Below are 16,677 nucleotides of genomic sequence, written 5' to 3'. Positions count from 1 at the left end.
TCCTTTCATGAAAGAAAGAGACTTGATATGACATCAAGTCTCTTAGTTGTTTTGTTTCCGGTTTGATCATTTGGTTGCGACTCACTTTGTGGGCGAGCTGCTTCCGTCTAAGAACCTTAGCCAACGAGGCTAAACAGTCGGCTCCGCTTTTGATCACGGGAAACGAGGGAATTGACCGAAGTCTGGACGGCGTTTTTCTTTGAACGCGTCGCGACCTTCTTTTGCTTCGTCAGTTGTGTAGTACAATAACGTTGCATCTCCAGCTAGTTGTTGAATACCAGCTAGACCGTCTGTGTCTGCGTTGAATGCAGCTTTTAGGAAACGAAGTGCCATTGGGCTGTTTGCTAAAATTTCTTCTGCCCATTGTACTGTTTCTGCTTCAAGTTGTTCTAATGGTACTACTGTATTTACTAATCCCATATCAAGTGCTTCTTGCGCGTTGTATTGACGGCATAGGTACCAAATTTCGCGTGCTTTCTTGTGGCCTACCATACGAGCTAAGTAACCAGCTCCGTATCCACCGTCAAAGCTTCCTACTTTAGGACCTGTTTGTCCGAATACAGCGTTGTCTGCAGCAATTGTTAAGTCACATACGATATGAAGTACGTGTCCACCACCGATTGCATAACCTGCTACCATTGCGATAACTGGTTTAGGAATTGCGCGAATTAGACGTTGTAAGTCTAATACATTTAGACGCGGGATTTGGTCGTCACCTACATATCCGCCATGACCGCGAACTTTTTGGTCGCCGCCTGAACAGAATGCACGTCCACCTTCACCTGTTAAAATGATAACGCCAACATTTGCATCATCACGAGCATGTGCAAAAGCGTCGATTAACTCCATTACCGTTTTAGGACGGAATGCGTTATGTACTTCAGGGCGGTTAATCGAAATCTTTGCGATACCATTGTATGTTGAATAAATAATATCTTCGTAATTGCCTTCTTTTACCCATTCAATAGCCATTACAACTACCTCCTTGTATATTTCTGATCTCCTCTATAAGTGCAACTTCATTCTTAACTGAAAAAAGCATCACTGCATAGTTTTTAGAAATCCCTTTACTATTGTATCAAACTTTTCCGGTTGTTCCACATGAATTGCATGGCCAGCGCCATCAATTTTGACAAATTTCGCGTCAGAGACGCATTTTTCGATATTTTTTAATATGCGAAAGAACTTTTCATCATGCTCACCGTTCATTAAAAGAACAGGCATTTTTAAGTTTTGCAGCTCATTCCACCATGAAGGCTGAGCCCCTGTTCCCATGCCGCGCAAGCTATTTGCAAGCCCTTTTGGATTGTTAGCGAGTCGTTCTTTTCGCACTGCTTCTTGTACGTTTTGTGCTAAACTTTTTTGCGTTTCAAACAGCGGAATATTTTCCCACATCGATACAAAACTTTCGATGCCTTCTCGCTCAATTTTTTGAGCAAGTCGCTCATCTTTTTCACAGCGTTCTTTTCGCTCATCTTCACTTTCAAGCCCAGCTGTACAGTTTTCTAATAAAAGAGAACGTACATATTCTGGATATAGACACGCCATCGTAATCGCCAGTCTACCGCCCATTGAATAGCCGAGTATGTGCGCCTTTTCAATATGAAGATAATCTAGTAGTTCTTTCATTTGCAATGCCGCATTTCGAATATTATAATGCGTCACCTCTTCAGGACTTTCCGTTTTTCCGTGCCCAACAATGTCTACTAAAATGACTTGAAACTGCTCGCTCCAAGAAGGAATGAAGGAACGCCACGTTTCCATACTTCCCGTAAAACCATGAAGAAGTAGAAGTGGTTCTCCGCTTCCGACTACTTCATATTCATACGATACACCTTGCAGCGTTACGTTCATTTTGATTCACCTTGCAACGATGTAGTAATGACGTCCTGTGTTTTTGCCCATAGCGTACGGTGCAACGTTAAGTTTTCATCACGGTTCGTACAAATTTCCACAACGTGTAAACCTTCTGTCGTCGTTCCTTTTTGTACCTCTTCACGGAATTGCTCCCAACCATTTACACGGCTAAATGAACCACCGTACATGTTGACAACATGCTCATAGTCAAGCCCAATTGGAGTTCCAAATAATGATTCGAAATGTTCCTTTTTCTCATATTGTGGTAAGAATGAGAAAATACCACCACCGTCATTATTTACAACAACAATCGTTATATTTAACTCATGTAATTTTGCGGCTAATAATCCGTTTAAATCGTGATAAAATGATAAATCACCGATTACTAATACGAGCGGATCGCAAATCATGCTCGCTCCTAAAGCTGTCGAAATGATTCCATCAATCCCATTTACACCGCGGTTAGCCATCACTTGAATATTTTTATCCGATGTGAAAAAGAATGAATCTGTATCACGAATTGGCATACTATTACTCGCAAATAACGTTGCTCCTTCTGGTAATACGCGGACAATATCCGTAATGACTCTTCCTTCAAACGCAGTATCATATGTTTCCATTTCGCGAAGCGTTTCCTTCGTTTTTTCGTTTATATGTTGCCACATTTGGGACCAATCATTCTTTTTCATAACTGGCATTTTTTCTATTAGTGCACTGCAAAATGCAATATCACTTGCTTGGACAACTTCTGTTGCAACGAGAGCTGGATCTCTCCATTGTCCTGATTCGTCAACAACGATATGAACAGCTTTCGTTTGTTTTTTGATGAACTGCGTTAATGCTTTCGAAACAGGCATACCACCGAAGCGAATTATAACTTCTGGCTTCCACGTTTCTTTTAACAGCTCGTTTCGTAAAAATGTATCGTAACAGTCGATTACCATCGTTTTATCGTGGTGTCCACTACGAATGTTAGAAAGTGGATCCGCTAATATTGGATATCCCGTTTTTTCAGCTAGTTGCGTTGTAAACGTTGCGATTTCTGAATGACTATCATCTCCACAAATAATAAGCCCCTTTTCCATATGTGAAAGGCGCCCTACAAGAGAATCTACATATTCACTCGGCATCACCGCATTCCCTCGCTGAACTACTCCTGTATATTCTCCGCGTCCTTTATCCCATAAACTTTCTAATGAGAAGTCCGGGATAAGCGGTTCACGAACTGGAAAATTAAGATGAACAGGTCCTTGCGGTGCTAAAAGCGCGCTTGCTACCGTGCGCTGCGTTGTCATGCGAGCGTAATGATACATCGCCTCATTCGCTTCTGGAAGTGCCATCTCTGTAAATTGCTTCACAAACGTGCCGTATAAATTAATTTGATTCATCGCTTGTGGTGCACCGACATCTCTTAATTCATGCGGTCTATCTGCCGTTAAGACGATAAGCGGCACTCGCGAATGAAAAGCTTCACATACAGCTGGATAATAGTTCGCTGCAGCCGTTCCTGACGTACATAATAATGCAACAGGACGTTTTTTCGCTTTTGCGATACCGAGCGCAAAAAATCCTGCTGATCTTTCATCTACATGTAAATATGTGTTCATTCCTTCATGTTGTTCCATTAGTAGAGCAATCGGCGTTGACCGTGAGCCTGGACTAATGACAACATCACATACATTTAGACGCGTCAGTTCATCCACGAACGCGCCTAAATAATATGATAATGCTTCTATATGATTGTTCATTTCATTAATTCCTCCAAAGCACCAAGCATCGGTCTAAACTTCAAACTTGTTTCTTCATATTCAAGTTGTGGTACTGAATCAATTACAATCCCGCAACCGGCGAATAAGGATGCTTTCTCGCCATTTAATAATCCGCAGCGAAGTGCAACCGCAAATTCACCATTTCCTTCATCATCTATCCAGCCAATCGGTGCACCATATAATCCTCTGTCTAACAATTCAACATCACGAATCAGTTTCATCGCTTCCAAACGAGGTGTCCCGCCAAGAGCTGGTGTTGGATGTAATTCTTCTACCATTGTTAAAAGACTCGCATCGCCTTTTGCCTCTACAGGCGTATATAAATGAATTAAGTTTTTCGTTGTTAATAAGCCCGGACTTTCCGGAATATTAACGGATTCGCAGTGCTCATTTAATACAGACCTGATCATGTTCACAACATAACCGTGTTCAGCTAAATTCTTTTCATCATGAAGAAGCGCATCACTATTTCGCTTACTTTCTTCTATAGATTGACCATGACCAGTTGAACCAGCAAGACACATTGAAGTAAACTTCTCATCTTCTTTGCGAATTAATCTCTCTGGCGTCGCTCCTAAGAAGCATGCTCCTTTATAATCAAAAGAAAATACGTAACAATCTGGTTGCCCAATGCGAAGTGCTTCTAAAACAAGCGCAGAATCAATATGATGATCCATCTCTACTTTTAGCTCCCTCGCTAATACAACCTTTTGCACGTTCCCCTGCTTCATCTCATCTTGCACTTTCTCAATAGCCTTCATCCAGCCTTTCGGATCTACTTCTACTTTAGAAGTAACTGTTAATTTAGATCCTCCTAGTGCACATTTACTCTCCTCCAAAACTTTCTCTTCTAAAGAAACAATTTCGTTATAAAGAGTTTCTGCACAATCTGTTGCCGAAACGAATGTATTCATTGTTAACCATGCTTTTTCATTTTTTACAGTTAATAAAAATGCTGGTAGTGAAAATGTCGTATCATCAAATTCTTTCCATAAGTCTGTTTTCTCTTTTTCTTGGTCAAATGAAAATCCACCAAATAAAAGAGGACCTGTTCCAAATTCATATTTTTCTCTTTGTACAAACGATTTCTCTTTTACTTTATCCCACTCGTCACGAGCAGTTTGAAAGCGTTTGTGAGAAGCAGTTGCTATAGTGAAAACAGAACCAATTCCAGCAAATATTACATGCTGAGCTGGGTCTGCAAAATAACATCTATTTTCGAATGAGATCCTTTTTCCTGCTGCATAAAACAGAAGTGGATCCATCCAGTCTATTTGTTTTACAAAACTAACCAATATTTTTTCATCAGTTGCATGCTTAATGGCTGCACTTAGAACTTCCTGCAAGCCTTTTTGTTTCGTTTGAATCACAATTGTCTCCCCCCCTATGGGCGAAAAATAGTCATAATTACGCTTGATTTTAAGATACACCTCAAACGAAAGGCCTGTCAACGTTTAGCATTTCTGAGAAATTCACCTTCTCTTCCTAGAAAATAAACGTTGACACTAAATGATGCTTTTTCTACACTTAGTTGTGTACAATATGTGACCAAAGGAGGATTCAACATGGAAATGAACGTCGAAACGAATTCCTCTCCTACGGCGCCAAAGCCAAGCAAGCAAACAGGCTGGCGCATTTGGTGGAGTTTACTACGTCCCCATACATTAACAGCAGCTTTCGTTCCTGTTTTCATCGGAACAGCCTATGCAATGCAGGTCGGAGGTATAAATCAAATACATCTCCCTCTTTTCCTTATAATGCTTCTTGCTTGTCTTCTCATTCAGGCAGCAACAAACATGTTTAATGAATACTTTGATTATAAAAGAGGACTTGATCACGAAGGTTCAGTTGGTATCGGCGGCGCTATCGTTCGCGATGGCATTCAGCCAAAAACAGTGCTTAACTTAGCATTTGGATTTTTCGGTATCGCAATACTATTAGGTGTTTATATTTGTATGAATTCTAGCTGGTGGCTTGCTGCAATCGGTCTTGTTTGTATGGCCGTTGCTTACCTTTATACGGGTGGCCCCCTTCCAATTGCCTATACACCATTTGGAGAGTTAACAGCCGGATTATTTATGGGTGTCATTATTATCGGGATTTCATTCTTTATTCAAACTGGAACTGTAACATCAGAAGTCGTTTTACTATCTATTCCAAGCTCCATTTTAATTGGTGCCATTTTACTTGCTAACAATATCCGTGACTTAGATGGCGATAAAGAAAACGGTCGTAAAACGTTAGCAATTCTCGTTGGACGCGAGCGAGCAGTTGGTGTACTTGCTTCTATGTTCATCGTTTCCTACATTTGGACAATTGCTTTAATTATCGTCGGCATCGTATCACCATGGATGCTTATCGTATTTTTAAGTGCACCGAAAGCATATAAAGCGACGAAAGGCTTTATCGGCAAAAGCATTCCAATGGAAATGGTACCTGCGATGATAGCAACAGCAAAAACAAATACAATCTTCGGTCTCTTAATGGGAATCGGATTATTACTTGGATATTTCCTTTAAAAGGAGCTGCTAATGCGGCTCCTTTTTCATATACCAATTTCAGCTCATAATTCCTACTCGCAACGCTCATACTATGTAAAGAAACTGAATTGTAGGAAGGTGGACGACTATGTTAACTCCACAACAAATAAATCAATTTAAATCCGTTTTAGAAAAACAAAAGCAAGAACTAGAGCAAACGATACAAACACACGAAAATGAAGATCGTGCATCTGAACGTGAATCTGTTGGAGAGTTATCTAGCTATGATAACCATCCGGCTGATATGGCAACAGAGCTATATGAACGTGAAAAAGACTTCGGGCTTATTGAACTTTGGCATAAACAATTAGAGGATACGAAGCATGCCTTGCAAAAAATAGAAGCGGGTACGTACGGCATTTGCGAAGTGTCTGGCGAAGAAATTCCGTTTGAAAGATTAGAAGCGATGCCAACCGCTACAACATGCGTTCAGCACGCAACAAATAAGTTAAATATGAATACACGACCAGTTGAAGAAGAAGTGTTGTCTCCTTCTTTCCATAAACATGATGAAGATCATTCTGTTGAGTACGATGCAGAAGATGCATGGCAAGATGTTGCCAATTACGGAACATCTGAAACACCATCTGATTTAGAAAGACAAGATTCGAAAAACTATAACGGCATGTACGTAAATAGTGAAGAAAACGTAGGCTACGTAGAGGATTTCGAAAACTTTATCGGTACAGATATGTACGGAAAAAATCCGCAAGTTTTCGCTACGGAAGAACATGAAGAATATGAGCAAATGCTTGATGACTTTGAAGAGCGTACCTTTAAGGGCGAATTGTCTTCAAATGAGTCGAGTTCCAAAGAATAAAAAAAAGCATTCCGAAAATCGGAATGCTTTTTATCGCTAGCTAATTAGTTTTTTGTAACGTTAGCAGCTTGTGGTCCACGGTTACCTTCAACGATTTCGAAAGAAACTTCTTGACCTTCTTCTAAAGTTTTGAATCCGTCACCTTGGATAGCTGAGAAGTGAACGAATACATCGTCTCCACCTTCAACTTCGATGAAACCGAAACCTTTTTCGCTGTTGAACCATTTAACTTTACCTGTTTGCATGTCATGTACCTCCTAAATAAAAATGAAACTATGAATCCACATGAAAAGGTGGATATAAAGGACATGAATGTATAACAAGCTTACAGCCTTTAATTCAACGTGCTTTATTTCCGTACCACATTATGTAGCTCAATAGTGACTTCACTATATCACGCTATATCCAAAACGTCAAATGAGAACACTTTCATTCCATTATTTTTTTATAATTTTAATATAATGTTGAACTTCCATATTCATATTTTATCTCGCTATTTGTGGACTGTCCGATTGGTGAGAGCTGACAACCAATTTTGGGTGCTCCCACTTTATTTGAAAATTAACAAAACTAAAGTATTCTAATCTTATTAAATTCTGTACAATATAAATATCTATTACATACGAGGTGAAAAAAATGAGAGCACATGAAATCGAGTATAAATTATACGGCGATGATATGCAGTTTGTTGAAATTGAGTTAGACCCAGAAGAAAGCGTGATCGCAGAAGCTGGTGCAATGATGATGATGGAAGATTACATAGAAATGGAATCAATCTTCGGCGATGGTTCTGGCCCATCTGGAGGTTTATTCGGAAAATTAATGGGCGCTGGTAAGCGTCTCGTGACAGGCGAAAGCATGTTTATGACTGTATTTACAAATACAGGTCACGGCAAGCGTCACGTATCCTTTGCTGCTCCGTATCCGGGTAAAATTATTCCTGTAGATTTAACAGAATATCAAGGAAAAGTAGTTTGTCAAAAAGATGCATTTCTTTGTGCCGCAAAAGGCGTTTCTATCGGAATCGAGTTTACGAAAAAAATCGGAACTGGTTTCTTCGGCGGTGAAGTTATCCAACCTTATGAACTTGTCCACTAAACCAAACTAAGAGAGTAACCAGACACATAAAGATGTGTTTTTTTTATGCGTTCTAACAGATACGCTACCTTGCAATATGTCCATCTTAATGGTATGTTTTACCAAGAGGATTAGAGTAAACAGATGAACTGTATTTAAATAGGAAGATTATAAACAGGAAGAGGATGATTATTAGTCGGAGGATTTTAGAGGATTATTATAAATACTAGAATTATAGAGAATAAGAGGATTCTATAGGGTTGGGGGATATATGGATAAGATTATTGAGTATAAGGGGTATTTTGGGATTCAATATAAGAGGATTAGAGAAAATCGATCATATGAAGTTATGGTGGCTGGTATCAAAAAGGACCATGACGATTTTAGATATATGCTTGTTGTAGGCACAAATGGGAATGTATATTTTGATGCTTATAGATATCTGAATGAAGAATTAGCAAATGAGGGATTTAGTAAAAGAGGACAAGCACTTAGTGCCTTGAAATTACTTTATTCATACATGGAACTTTTCAACACAGAAATAAGATATTTAGATAAAGATGATAAGAATAAGATAATTGCCTTCCTTCAAGGTGGTCAGGGGATTGGACAAAACATATCGTATGACTTTAAGACTGTTCGAAAGAATGAAACTGTAAATAATTACTTGGGCGTATATAGAAGTTATTTTCGTTATTTAGGGATAAAAGACAGCATATTTGAAGAATTAAGTGGGCAAACAATCTTAGTAAATAAAAGTGGATTCAATTCTAAAGGTACAGGAGTAGAAGTACAAAAATACTCAATGAACTTAAAGGAAATCGAAACAAAGGTAGTACCAAAATATATAAGATATTCTGAGTATTTAGACATTCTAGAACTGATTGAGGATAAGTATACACTTCGAGAGAAGATTATCGTTAAATTGATGTACGAATACGGACTTAGAATTGGTGAAGTTTTAGGTTTAACTTTGGAAGATATTCAAGGCGAAGATACAACAAAGAAAAAAGGCAAATGTCGATTAATATTAAGAAATCGTTTTACAGATAAATCTTGGCAATATGCAAAAAGTTGTCTAAAGGTTATATCGCGCGATATTTACAATAGTGCGAGTTATTATGAAGAAAATAATGGTTTTCAGGTGGTTAATATCCTACCTACAACTTTTGATTTGATTCAAGAATATATTGATGAAACTACCTCTCCTTTTTCCATGAGTGATAAAGCATACGAAAACTACTCGGAAAAGAATATAGCAGATAAAGTTAGCTCAATCGATATTGATAGAAACGCATATGTTTTCATTAGTAAAAACTATACACCAATATCTGGCGGAGCTTGGAATGTGATTATGAAGAAGATTTTTCAAGAGGTTGGGATTAAAACTGACAAAGGAAAGAAAATTGATAATTTGAACCATCGCTTTCGTCACGGTTTTGCGATGTTTAAGGTATTACATGAAGGATATGATGCACTCAAGTTAGCCCATGTTATGCGTCATTCGGGTACGGGCAGTGTTCAGCAGTATTTTAATCCTACAGAAGATGATCTGATTGATTTTGCTATCAAACAAGACCAGTTAACTAAGAGAGGTTTGAATCTATGACGGTAGGCAAAGATGATAAATTAAATAGTCAAGTTATAGCAACATTTAAACAGTATATACAAGACCATCTCAAAGACAGTGAATTTCAGTCTTTGTTTTTGAATTTTTTTGAGGAGGATTATTCGCAACGAATTTTCACAGCACACCACCGTACATCAATTCATAAGTATTTTGAACAGTTCTTAATTGCTATGTTTGAGAATTACACTATCCAAAGCATATCTTGGAAACAGTATTGTTTAAGTATGAAGTGTATTCGTATTCGGGATTGGGATAAACGAACTAAAAGAATAGCAAGACAACTATTGGCTTACTTATATCATTACATCACAGAAAATTCATGTTCGGTTACGGAAGGAATCATTGAAATAAAAGCACATAAAAAATTCCTAATTTTCGAAGAACGAAAGTTCCCTGAAACAGGCGAGTATTGGTTGGATAGATTCAGCACTAACTTCCCCCTCGATAGTTCACCAGAACAACTACATTTGATTCCAGGTGATAACAAAAGGGATTCTACCATTCTTAACTTAAATATCTTTACAGGCGAAATACAGAACCTGATTCTAGGATATTATCAAAGTGAAATTTCTAGCAAACAACACAATGGTTTAAGACAATTTATTTATCTATTTCGTTACAGTTTATTGACAGTTGAAAAAGAACTTCGATCCATTGATGATTTTACATTTGAGGTCTTTAAAAAGCAGTATAGATTTTATCAAAAAGCGAATATGATAAACACGGTTGCCTCGATGAATTTTTCTTTTTATCTCATCCGCTTTTATTTGTACCTTTGCAGAATTATAAAAGAAAAAAATATACAGCACAATATCTTTGAGGGGACACACTACAACGAAAACATTTTAGCCAATAACCTTTTTGGCTCTTTTTATGAAAAAGGTTATAGATTGTTGATTCATAATCATTTTGAAGAAATACCATTTGAAAATAGATGGCAACTCATAACTTCTGATGGGTATGCAAATATGGTAAAAAACAAGCCGAAGGGTATTGATTTTACGGAAGTTAAAGATAAATATTTGCGTGAAGATTTAAAAACTTACATTTGGAAACAGTCCAATATGTCGGTCAACACCGTAGCAATCATGCATCATATCCTTATCGAATTTCTAAACTTTATATCTGATTACAAACAATTAAACCAACTTAAAGAGAATGATTATGTTGACTTAGATGTAGTGGAACAATGGAATTTCTATATAGGCAGTAAAAAAATAGGTACGAGAAATAATTATAGCAAAGCGTGTAAAAGTTATTTGAAGTTCTATAAAGATAAATATCAAATTCCACAATTAATCATTGAATCATTCACAAAAACACCACAAGATAATGATGGTGGAAATCCTATGACAAAACATGATTTAGACCTATTTTCTAAAAAATTTCAGGAACAAAGAACACGGGGAATCATTGGGGAACTTTGTTATATCATTTTCAACTTAGCTGTGACAACTAAACTTCGTTTTGGAGAAATATTAGCTTTAGAAAGAGATTGTATTGTAGAGAAACATGAACAAGTTAGCGTAATTCAATATTATTCAAAAGTGACTGGGAATCAAAAGGTTAAGTTAACTCTAGCAATTGAAAAGGTTAATCTTATTGAAAAAGCTATACGTCTCACGGAAGATGCACATAGCAAAGCCGTTGGGGATATTGCTAATTATATATTTGTGAAAGAAGATGATTCTAAAACAAATAGAATAATAGAGATAGTCCACCAATTTAGCCGTGCTTTCTCTAAAATTCAAAAAGAACTACAAGGGCAACTTGATGGTAAGTATCGTCCATATGAGCTTCGAGCTACCTTTATAGATAATGTATATAACGAAGGTATAAAAGATGGACTCCCCACTTCTGTGCTCGCTGAAATGGCTGGTAATGGTGTGCAAACAGCTAGGAAGTATTACCGTAAAGCTTCTGAAGTTCAAGAATATGCTGAAATGTTTGCAGGAGTTACGATTTCAGGAGTCGATGTTTATGGAAATGTCTTAGAAGAAAAAGATGTAGCGGAACTAAATCCAGTAGAACAAGGACTTGGCGGATGTACACAAGAAGGTTGTGTAATTGATGACGAACAATATGAATGTCTTGTTTGCCCTCATTTCGCTACTACGGCAAACAGAATACCATTATTTAAGGAGCATATAACAAGGCTGAAAAAACTTAAAGAAAGTACGTTGAATAGCCAAGAACGAGATGTAATTGATGCTCAACTTAAATTGTATACAGCCTATTATTTAAAACTACTCGAAAAAATTGGAGCTGAATCTAATGTTGCAGACCTTTGAGTATATAAATGATTTACCAACCTATGAAAAAGTACGAACGAAACTTACTGATATAAAGCCTAAAACATTTGTAGATTTTCCTGTAACATCCCACATAAATTTTTCAGATAATGTGTGGATATTTCCAGAGTTCAAAAGGTTTACAGGTGAAGATAGTCATTATGAGTACGATTTTAGTACATTGGATACAACATATAAAAATTATGCTAAGTATGTCGTTTTAAGAGAATTGTTTACCAAACATAATCGTTTTACTACTGTGAAACCCAAATTCGTTATCATAAAAGATTTCATTAGTCATTTATCTGAAAAACATATGTTTTATCCAAACCTTATTGATGCTCCTTTTCTTAAAGAGTTTTTATCTAATACTCCTTCGGAGCGTAATTTACAACGTAAAAAACAAGCCATTAAACTCTTTTTGTCTGAAATAGAACTTAGAGTGCCAAATGTTAATTTTTCAGAGTGTTATCAATATCTTAGAGATATTGATAACAGAAAGATTAAAGTTGAAAGAGAACAAGGGAAACACAAATTTGTTCCTGTACACATACATGACAAAATAATTTCTACCGCCATTCAAGATTTGCGTAATGAATATTTATCTCTTACTCAACGTGCGGCCGCTTGTATGATTGTTTTATTAGCTGAAACAGGAATGCGTATAGGCGAGTTTAGACTTTTAGAAGTGGAACAGTTAGAACAAATTAGTGTTGTAGGTGAATCAACATCCTTTCATTACCTCAACTTTAAGACTTACAAGACTGTAAAAGAAACAAACTTCAAATGGACTAGGAGTTTCATTACAGAAAATGCTCAAATTGCTTATGAAACACTTGTCGAGCTATACAAAGAAAAAAGGACAACAAAATACCTATTTGTTAACGACAAAGGAACAATGGCGTCAAAAACTTTATTGCGCATTCGCCTAGTACAATTCTTTTATCGAAATCGAAATACATTTCAGTTCGATAAAGTTATCGATCACGAAGTAAATCAATTTTCCGTTACGAGAAAGAGGAATTTCACAGCACTGAAATCTATCCCTGATAGTGAGATAGACACAGATATATACTATGTCACCTTCCATCAATATCGCGTTGTATTGGCTACGATCTTATATAATAAGGGGTATCATCTGGACTTCATTCGCCAACATATGAACCATTTGACCGAAGAAATGACCAAGCATTACATTCGACTTGAAGAGATAGAAAAATTAGAGGTTAATGCCGTTGAAACGTTGATGAAAAGATCGTCTAAGGACGGTTCGGCACTTAACACAGATATAAATGAATCCTCAGATAAACATTTAACCGAAGAAATTCAATCTGAGAAATATCAAGAGATTTACGACCAGATAAATAAGTTTTTGAAAAAGAATAAGTTAAATATTTTCAAGGATATAAAAGAAATCGTATCTAAACTTTCCAGAACGGATAACCCAATTGCAGATATGGAGCTAGGCATATGTGCAAAGTCCTTCAATAAATTATGTGAACGGAATCAGTATATATCAAGCATCAATGATGCTTATTATCTGGGTGTTCAGATTCATTCATTAGACGATTTACCACATTCGATAAAGCGATTCGAGGAAAAAACAAGCATTATTTCATACAATGAACGTTTGTACAAGAAAAATCAGAAGTATCGTAACGAATTCGAAAGAGAATTAAAAGGTATCAAAAAGTACATTGAGCGAAAATTGAATCCAGAATTACAGTTGCTTAAAGATGAAATCAGTGCAATTGGATTTGAAGAAGTACATAGCAAATACCCTGCCTTAGAGGAAGTCATTAAGAATATTAAAGATGTTGAAAAGGACGTGCAAAAATGGAACGAGAAAGTATTGTAGTTGCAACCCAAGAACGTTTAGAACAGTTCGGTTTAGGTGAACTAACTCATTACAAAGAAAGTACCCAAGAACAGTTCATTACAATTGAACAATACTTTCTTGAAACCGAAGGTAGACTTAATAAAGCATTTGAAGAATTTAACTCTATCAACTTTAATATTCGAGGAATATGTAGTGAGATAAATATTTCTAAAAGTACCATTTACAATAATCCGAATACGTTACGTTTATATATTGAAAAACGTATTGATAATATCGAAAATCAAGACTTATCATTAAAAAGCAAGCAAGAAAAGACACAGAAACGAATGTCAGAAGTTGAAACCTTTCTTGATAAAACCATTATAGACTTAATCGAATTTAATAACTTGAAAATGCGTAATGAACACTTGCAAAGTGAGGTTAATAGACTTGTAGAAAAGAATGAATTATTGAGTCTTGAACGGGCCGAGCTTGTTAAAAAGTTAAATGATGTGGAACTAGAACTTAGACGATTACGAAATAAAGAGGTAAATGTTGTTTCATTTACTCAAGACAAAGAATGATCTAATTATAATAGGAAGCATAACTCTGCATTTTATGCAGAGTTATGCTTCCTTCTTTTTTGTACAAGGATATGATTCCGTAAAGTTTTTATTGAAATTTCAATTTAGAATTCCAAATATTTAACTATTCATCAATTTATTTCTTATGATATCTTGGAAGAATCCATAAACTAAACCATTTAATTCTATATTAAATGGTATAATTTTATTAATCGTTTAAACAAGATATTAATCTTTAAAAGTCAAGGTACATACTGAACTTGGAATTTTATTTTAATCAATAAAACGAAAAGAGGGAATTCGATGCATATTAGTGATTTCATTAAAAATTTTACTAATCATCCAGTGCTGTTTGTAGGTACTGGACTAAGCCTTAGGTATTTAGAAAATTCTTTTACATGGGATGGTCTACTTTTACACATTTCAAATAAGGTTAAAGGATCAAATGAATTTTATTATGATCTGAAGTCAAAATATGAAGAAGATGGAAAGTATGACTATACTAAAATTGCGCAAGACCTTGAAATGGAATTTAATGAAGTATTAAAGAGTGATCGTAATGGTGTGTTTAAGGAAATTAACGATCAATTTTATGCGAATATGGAACAGGGTATTAATATTAGTCGTTTTAAATTGTATATTTCACAATTGTTATCTGATTATAAGGTTAGGGATAGCCAAGTTACATGAGGTTTCTGAGCTAAAAAAAGTGAGAAAAAATATTGGTTCAGTTATTACTACAAATTATGATAGTTTTATAGAGGATATATTTGAGTTTAAACAATTGATTGGTAACGATATTTTGTTAAGCAATCCCTATGGTTCTGTTTACAAAATACATGGGTGTGTTAATGACCCGAATAAAATTATTATTACAGATAGCGACTATAAAGATTTTGATAATAAATACGAACTTATTAGGGCACAGTTATTATCACTGTTTATTCATAATCCAATAATATTTTTAGGTTATAACATAGGTGATAATAACATTAAAGGAATTCTTAAAACTATTTTTACATATATAGACCCTAATACCGAACAAGCAGAAAAAATTAGGAAAAACTTTTTACTCGTAGAATATGCTGAAGGATCGCAGAATACAGAAGTTACCGATCATGATATTGATATGAGCGGGTTTTCTACAATCCGTATTAATAAAATTAAAACGGATAATTTTTTAGAGATTTATAAACACTTGGCAGATTTAAATTTGCCCGTATCTGCGATGGATGTTAGAAAAGTACAAAATATAGTTAAAGAGATTTATGCAGGAGGCAATATACAAGTTAGTGTTACAGAAGATGTAGATTCATTAAAAAATGGAGAAAAGGTCTTAGCCATTGGATCATTAAAGACAATTACTTATGATTTTCAAACAACTTCAGAGCTAATGGAAAATTATTTTAAAATTATAGATGAATCTAACCATCAATTATTAAAGTTAATTGACAAACATAGGATTCATCCGACTCAACATTTTCCTATATACGCTTTTAGTACAATTCAGCCAGAGCTTGCATGTTCTAGGTATTTGAAAGGCAATCAAAATAAGAAAATAACTAATATAATTGGTAGCGTAGCCGATTTTGCCCAACAACATACAAGTATTGATGGGATTTTACAAGATCGAGATATAGCACAATCAAAAAAGAACTTAGCTATAATATTAGGAGTAATAAACGAAAGAATTCCACTAGATACAGTTGAAGAGCATTTAAGGAATTATGATGATAAGAAGTCTACGGATTATAGAAAACTTTTGTGTGCTTATGATTATCAAAAATATGCAGATGGACATGAAAGAATAAATCTAGCTAGTTCAGGTGGTTCAGCCGTAAGTTAAGAGAGCTTTATATGAACTTTATATTAAAAGAAGTTCAATATATTATAAAGACTTTAAAATTCACAAATGTTAGGAGAGATTTACATGAGTTACTTATGTCCACTATGCGAACAAGGACAAATCAGTATTACAAAAGAAAGAACTGGCCCTCCAGGTTTTAGAACGACCGATTATGATATAACAAGCAAAACCTGTGATTGTATAACATATGAGTGTGAAGCCGTAGCCATGGCTATAATGAGCTATAAAGATGAAACTCTTATAAAGACAGATACTTGTGAAGAGTGCAAAGAAGAAAAGGCTACTGTACATTATCCTGTAAAAAGTTGGGTAGGAGAATACAAAGATATTTGCTCCCATTGTTTTAAAAAGGAAATGGAAAAACTAGAAGAACAATACAGTTGAAACTAATTGAATAGGTTAATTGAAAAATAAAAAAGCATT

14 protein-coding genes and 1 pseudogene are annotated in these 16,677 nt (G+C 35.6%); 10 read left to right on the top strand and 5 right to left on the bottom strand.

Going from position 1 to position 16,677, the window contains the following annotated elements; translation table 11 throughout:
* Nucleotides 1-153 precede the first annotated feature (153 nt).
* The 4 genes from menB to PDQ68_RS10785 all read right to left on the bottom strand — a co-directional run bounded on the left by menB (nt 154) and on the right by PDQ68_RS10785 (nt 4,996).
* The gene (gene menB / locus PDQ68_RS10800) at nt 154-972 is read right to left on the bottom strand and encodes a 1,4-dihydroxy-2-naphthoyl-CoA synthase (protein ID WP_000963874.1); all 819 of its coding nucleotides are present in this window, start codon (nt 970-972) and stop codon (nt 154-156) included.
* A 69-nt stretch (nt 973-1,041) separates the two neighbouring features.
* The gene (menH, locus tag PDQ68_RS10795) at nt 1,042-1,854 is read right to left on the bottom strand and encodes a 2-succinyl-6-hydroxy-2,4-cyclohexadiene-1-carboxylate synthase (RefSeq protein ID WP_061182734.1); all 813 of its coding nucleotides are present in this window, start codon (nt 1,852-1,854) and stop codon (nt 1,042-1,044) included.
* Entirely contained in the window at nt 1,851-3,605 is a 1,755-nt protein-coding gene (gene menD, locus PDQ68_RS10790; protein ID WP_061182733.1) for a 2-succinyl-5-enolpyruvyl-6-hydroxy-3-cyclohexene-1-carboxylic-acid synthase, read from the bottom strand. The genes menH and menD overlap by 4 nt, the downstream gene beginning before the upstream one ends.
* On the bottom strand, nt 3,602-4,996 hold the full coding sequence (locus PDQ68_RS10785; RefSeq protein ID WP_061182732.1) for an isochorismate synthase: 1,395 nt from the start codon (nt 4,994-4,996) through the stop codon (nt 3,602-3,604). The genes menD and PDQ68_RS10785 overlap by 4 nt, the downstream gene beginning before the upstream one ends.
* A 195-nt stretch (nt 4,997-5,191) precedes the next feature.
* Between PDQ68_RS10785 and PDQ68_RS10780 the strand changes: the two genes are divergently transcribed.
* Nucleotides 5,192-6,145, top strand: a complete 954-nt coding sequence (locus tag PDQ68_RS10780) for a 1,4-dihydroxy-2-naphthoate polyprenyltransferase (RefSeq protein WP_000425748.1) — start codon at nt 5,192-5,194, stop codon at nt 6,143-6,145.
* A 109-nt stretch (nt 6,146-6,254) separates the two neighbouring features.
* On the top strand, nt 6,255-6,986 hold the full coding sequence (locus PDQ68_RS10775) for a yteA family sporulation protein (protein ID WP_061182731.1): 732 nt from the start codon (nt 6,255-6,257) through the stop codon (nt 6,984-6,986).
* Nucleotides 6,987-7,030: 44 nt separating this feature from the next.
* Here the strand turns inward: PDQ68_RS10775 and cspD are convergent, their stop codons facing one another.
* Nucleotides 7,031-7,231, bottom strand: coding sequence for a cold-shock protein CspD (cspD, locus tag PDQ68_RS10770; protein WP_001193054.1), 201 nt, complete (start codon nt 7,229-7,231; stop codon nt 7,031-7,033).
* Nucleotides 7,232-7,622: 391 nt separating this feature from the next.
* Between cspD and PDQ68_RS10765 the strand changes: the two are divergent.
* The 8 genes and pseudogenes from PDQ68_RS10765 to PDQ68_RS10730 form a co-directional block, all read left to right on the top strand.
* Nucleotides 7,623-8,054: pseudogene (locus PDQ68_RS10765) on the top strand (AIM24 family protein); the annotation flags it as partial.
* A gap of 280 nt (nt 8,055-8,334) precedes the next feature.
* Nucleotides 8,335-9,672 carry a tyrosine-type recombinase/integrase gene (locus tag PDQ68_RS10760; RefSeq protein WP_061182489.1) on the top strand — a complete coding sequence of 446 codons (1,338 nt, stop codon included), beginning with the start codon at nt 8,335-8,337 and terminating at the stop codon, nt 9,670-9,672.
* Nucleotides 9,669-11,984, top strand: a complete 2,316-nt coding sequence (locus PDQ68_RS10755; RefSeq protein ID WP_061182488.1) for a site-specific integrase — start codon at nt 9,669-9,671, stop codon at nt 11,982-11,984. Before PDQ68_RS10760 ends, PDQ68_RS10755 begins: the two co-directional genes overlap by 4 nt.
* On the top strand, nt 11,968-13,842 hold the full coding sequence (locus PDQ68_RS10750) for a tyrosine-type recombinase/integrase (protein WP_061182487.1): 1,875 nt from the start codon (nt 11,968-11,970) through the stop codon (nt 13,840-13,842). Before PDQ68_RS10755 ends, PDQ68_RS10750 begins: the two co-directional genes overlap by 17 nt.
* Nucleotides 13,821-14,387 carry a hypothetical protein gene (locus tag PDQ68_RS10745; RefSeq protein WP_061182486.1) on the top strand — a complete coding sequence of 189 codons (567 nt, stop codon included), beginning with the start codon at nt 13,821-13,823 and terminating at the stop codon, nt 14,385-14,387. The genes PDQ68_RS10750 and PDQ68_RS10745 overlap by 22 nt, the downstream gene beginning before the upstream one ends.
* A gap of 303 nt (nt 14,388-14,690) precedes the next feature.
* Nucleotides 14,691-15,077, top strand: coding sequence for an SIR2 family protein (locus PDQ68_RS10740; protein WP_270786683.1), 387 nt, complete (start codon nt 14,691-14,693; stop codon nt 15,075-15,077).
* Between the two features lie 19 nt (nt 15,078-15,096).
* The gene (locus PDQ68_RS10735; RefSeq protein ID WP_270786682.1) at nt 15,097-16,233 is read left to right on the top strand and encodes an SIR2 family NAD-dependent protein deacylase; all 1,137 of its coding nucleotides are present in this window, start codon (nt 15,097-15,099) and stop codon (nt 16,231-16,233) included.
* 84 nt (nt 16,234-16,317) lie between these two features.
* Nucleotides 16,318-16,638, top strand: coding sequence for a hypothetical protein (locus PDQ68_RS10730; protein ID WP_061182484.1), 321 nt, complete (start codon nt 16,318-16,320; stop codon nt 16,636-16,638).
* Nucleotides 16,639-16,677 lie beyond the last annotated feature (39 nt).

Origin of the sequence: Bacillus cereus group sp. Bc010, assembly GCF_027716745.1 — a bacterium.
GTDB lineage: Bacteria > Bacillota > Bacilli > Bacillales > Bacillaceae_G > Bacillus_A > Bacillus_A pacificus.
Note: the sequence above shows the minus strand (reverse complement) of the source record. Positions and strands in the feature narration are given on the sequence as shown.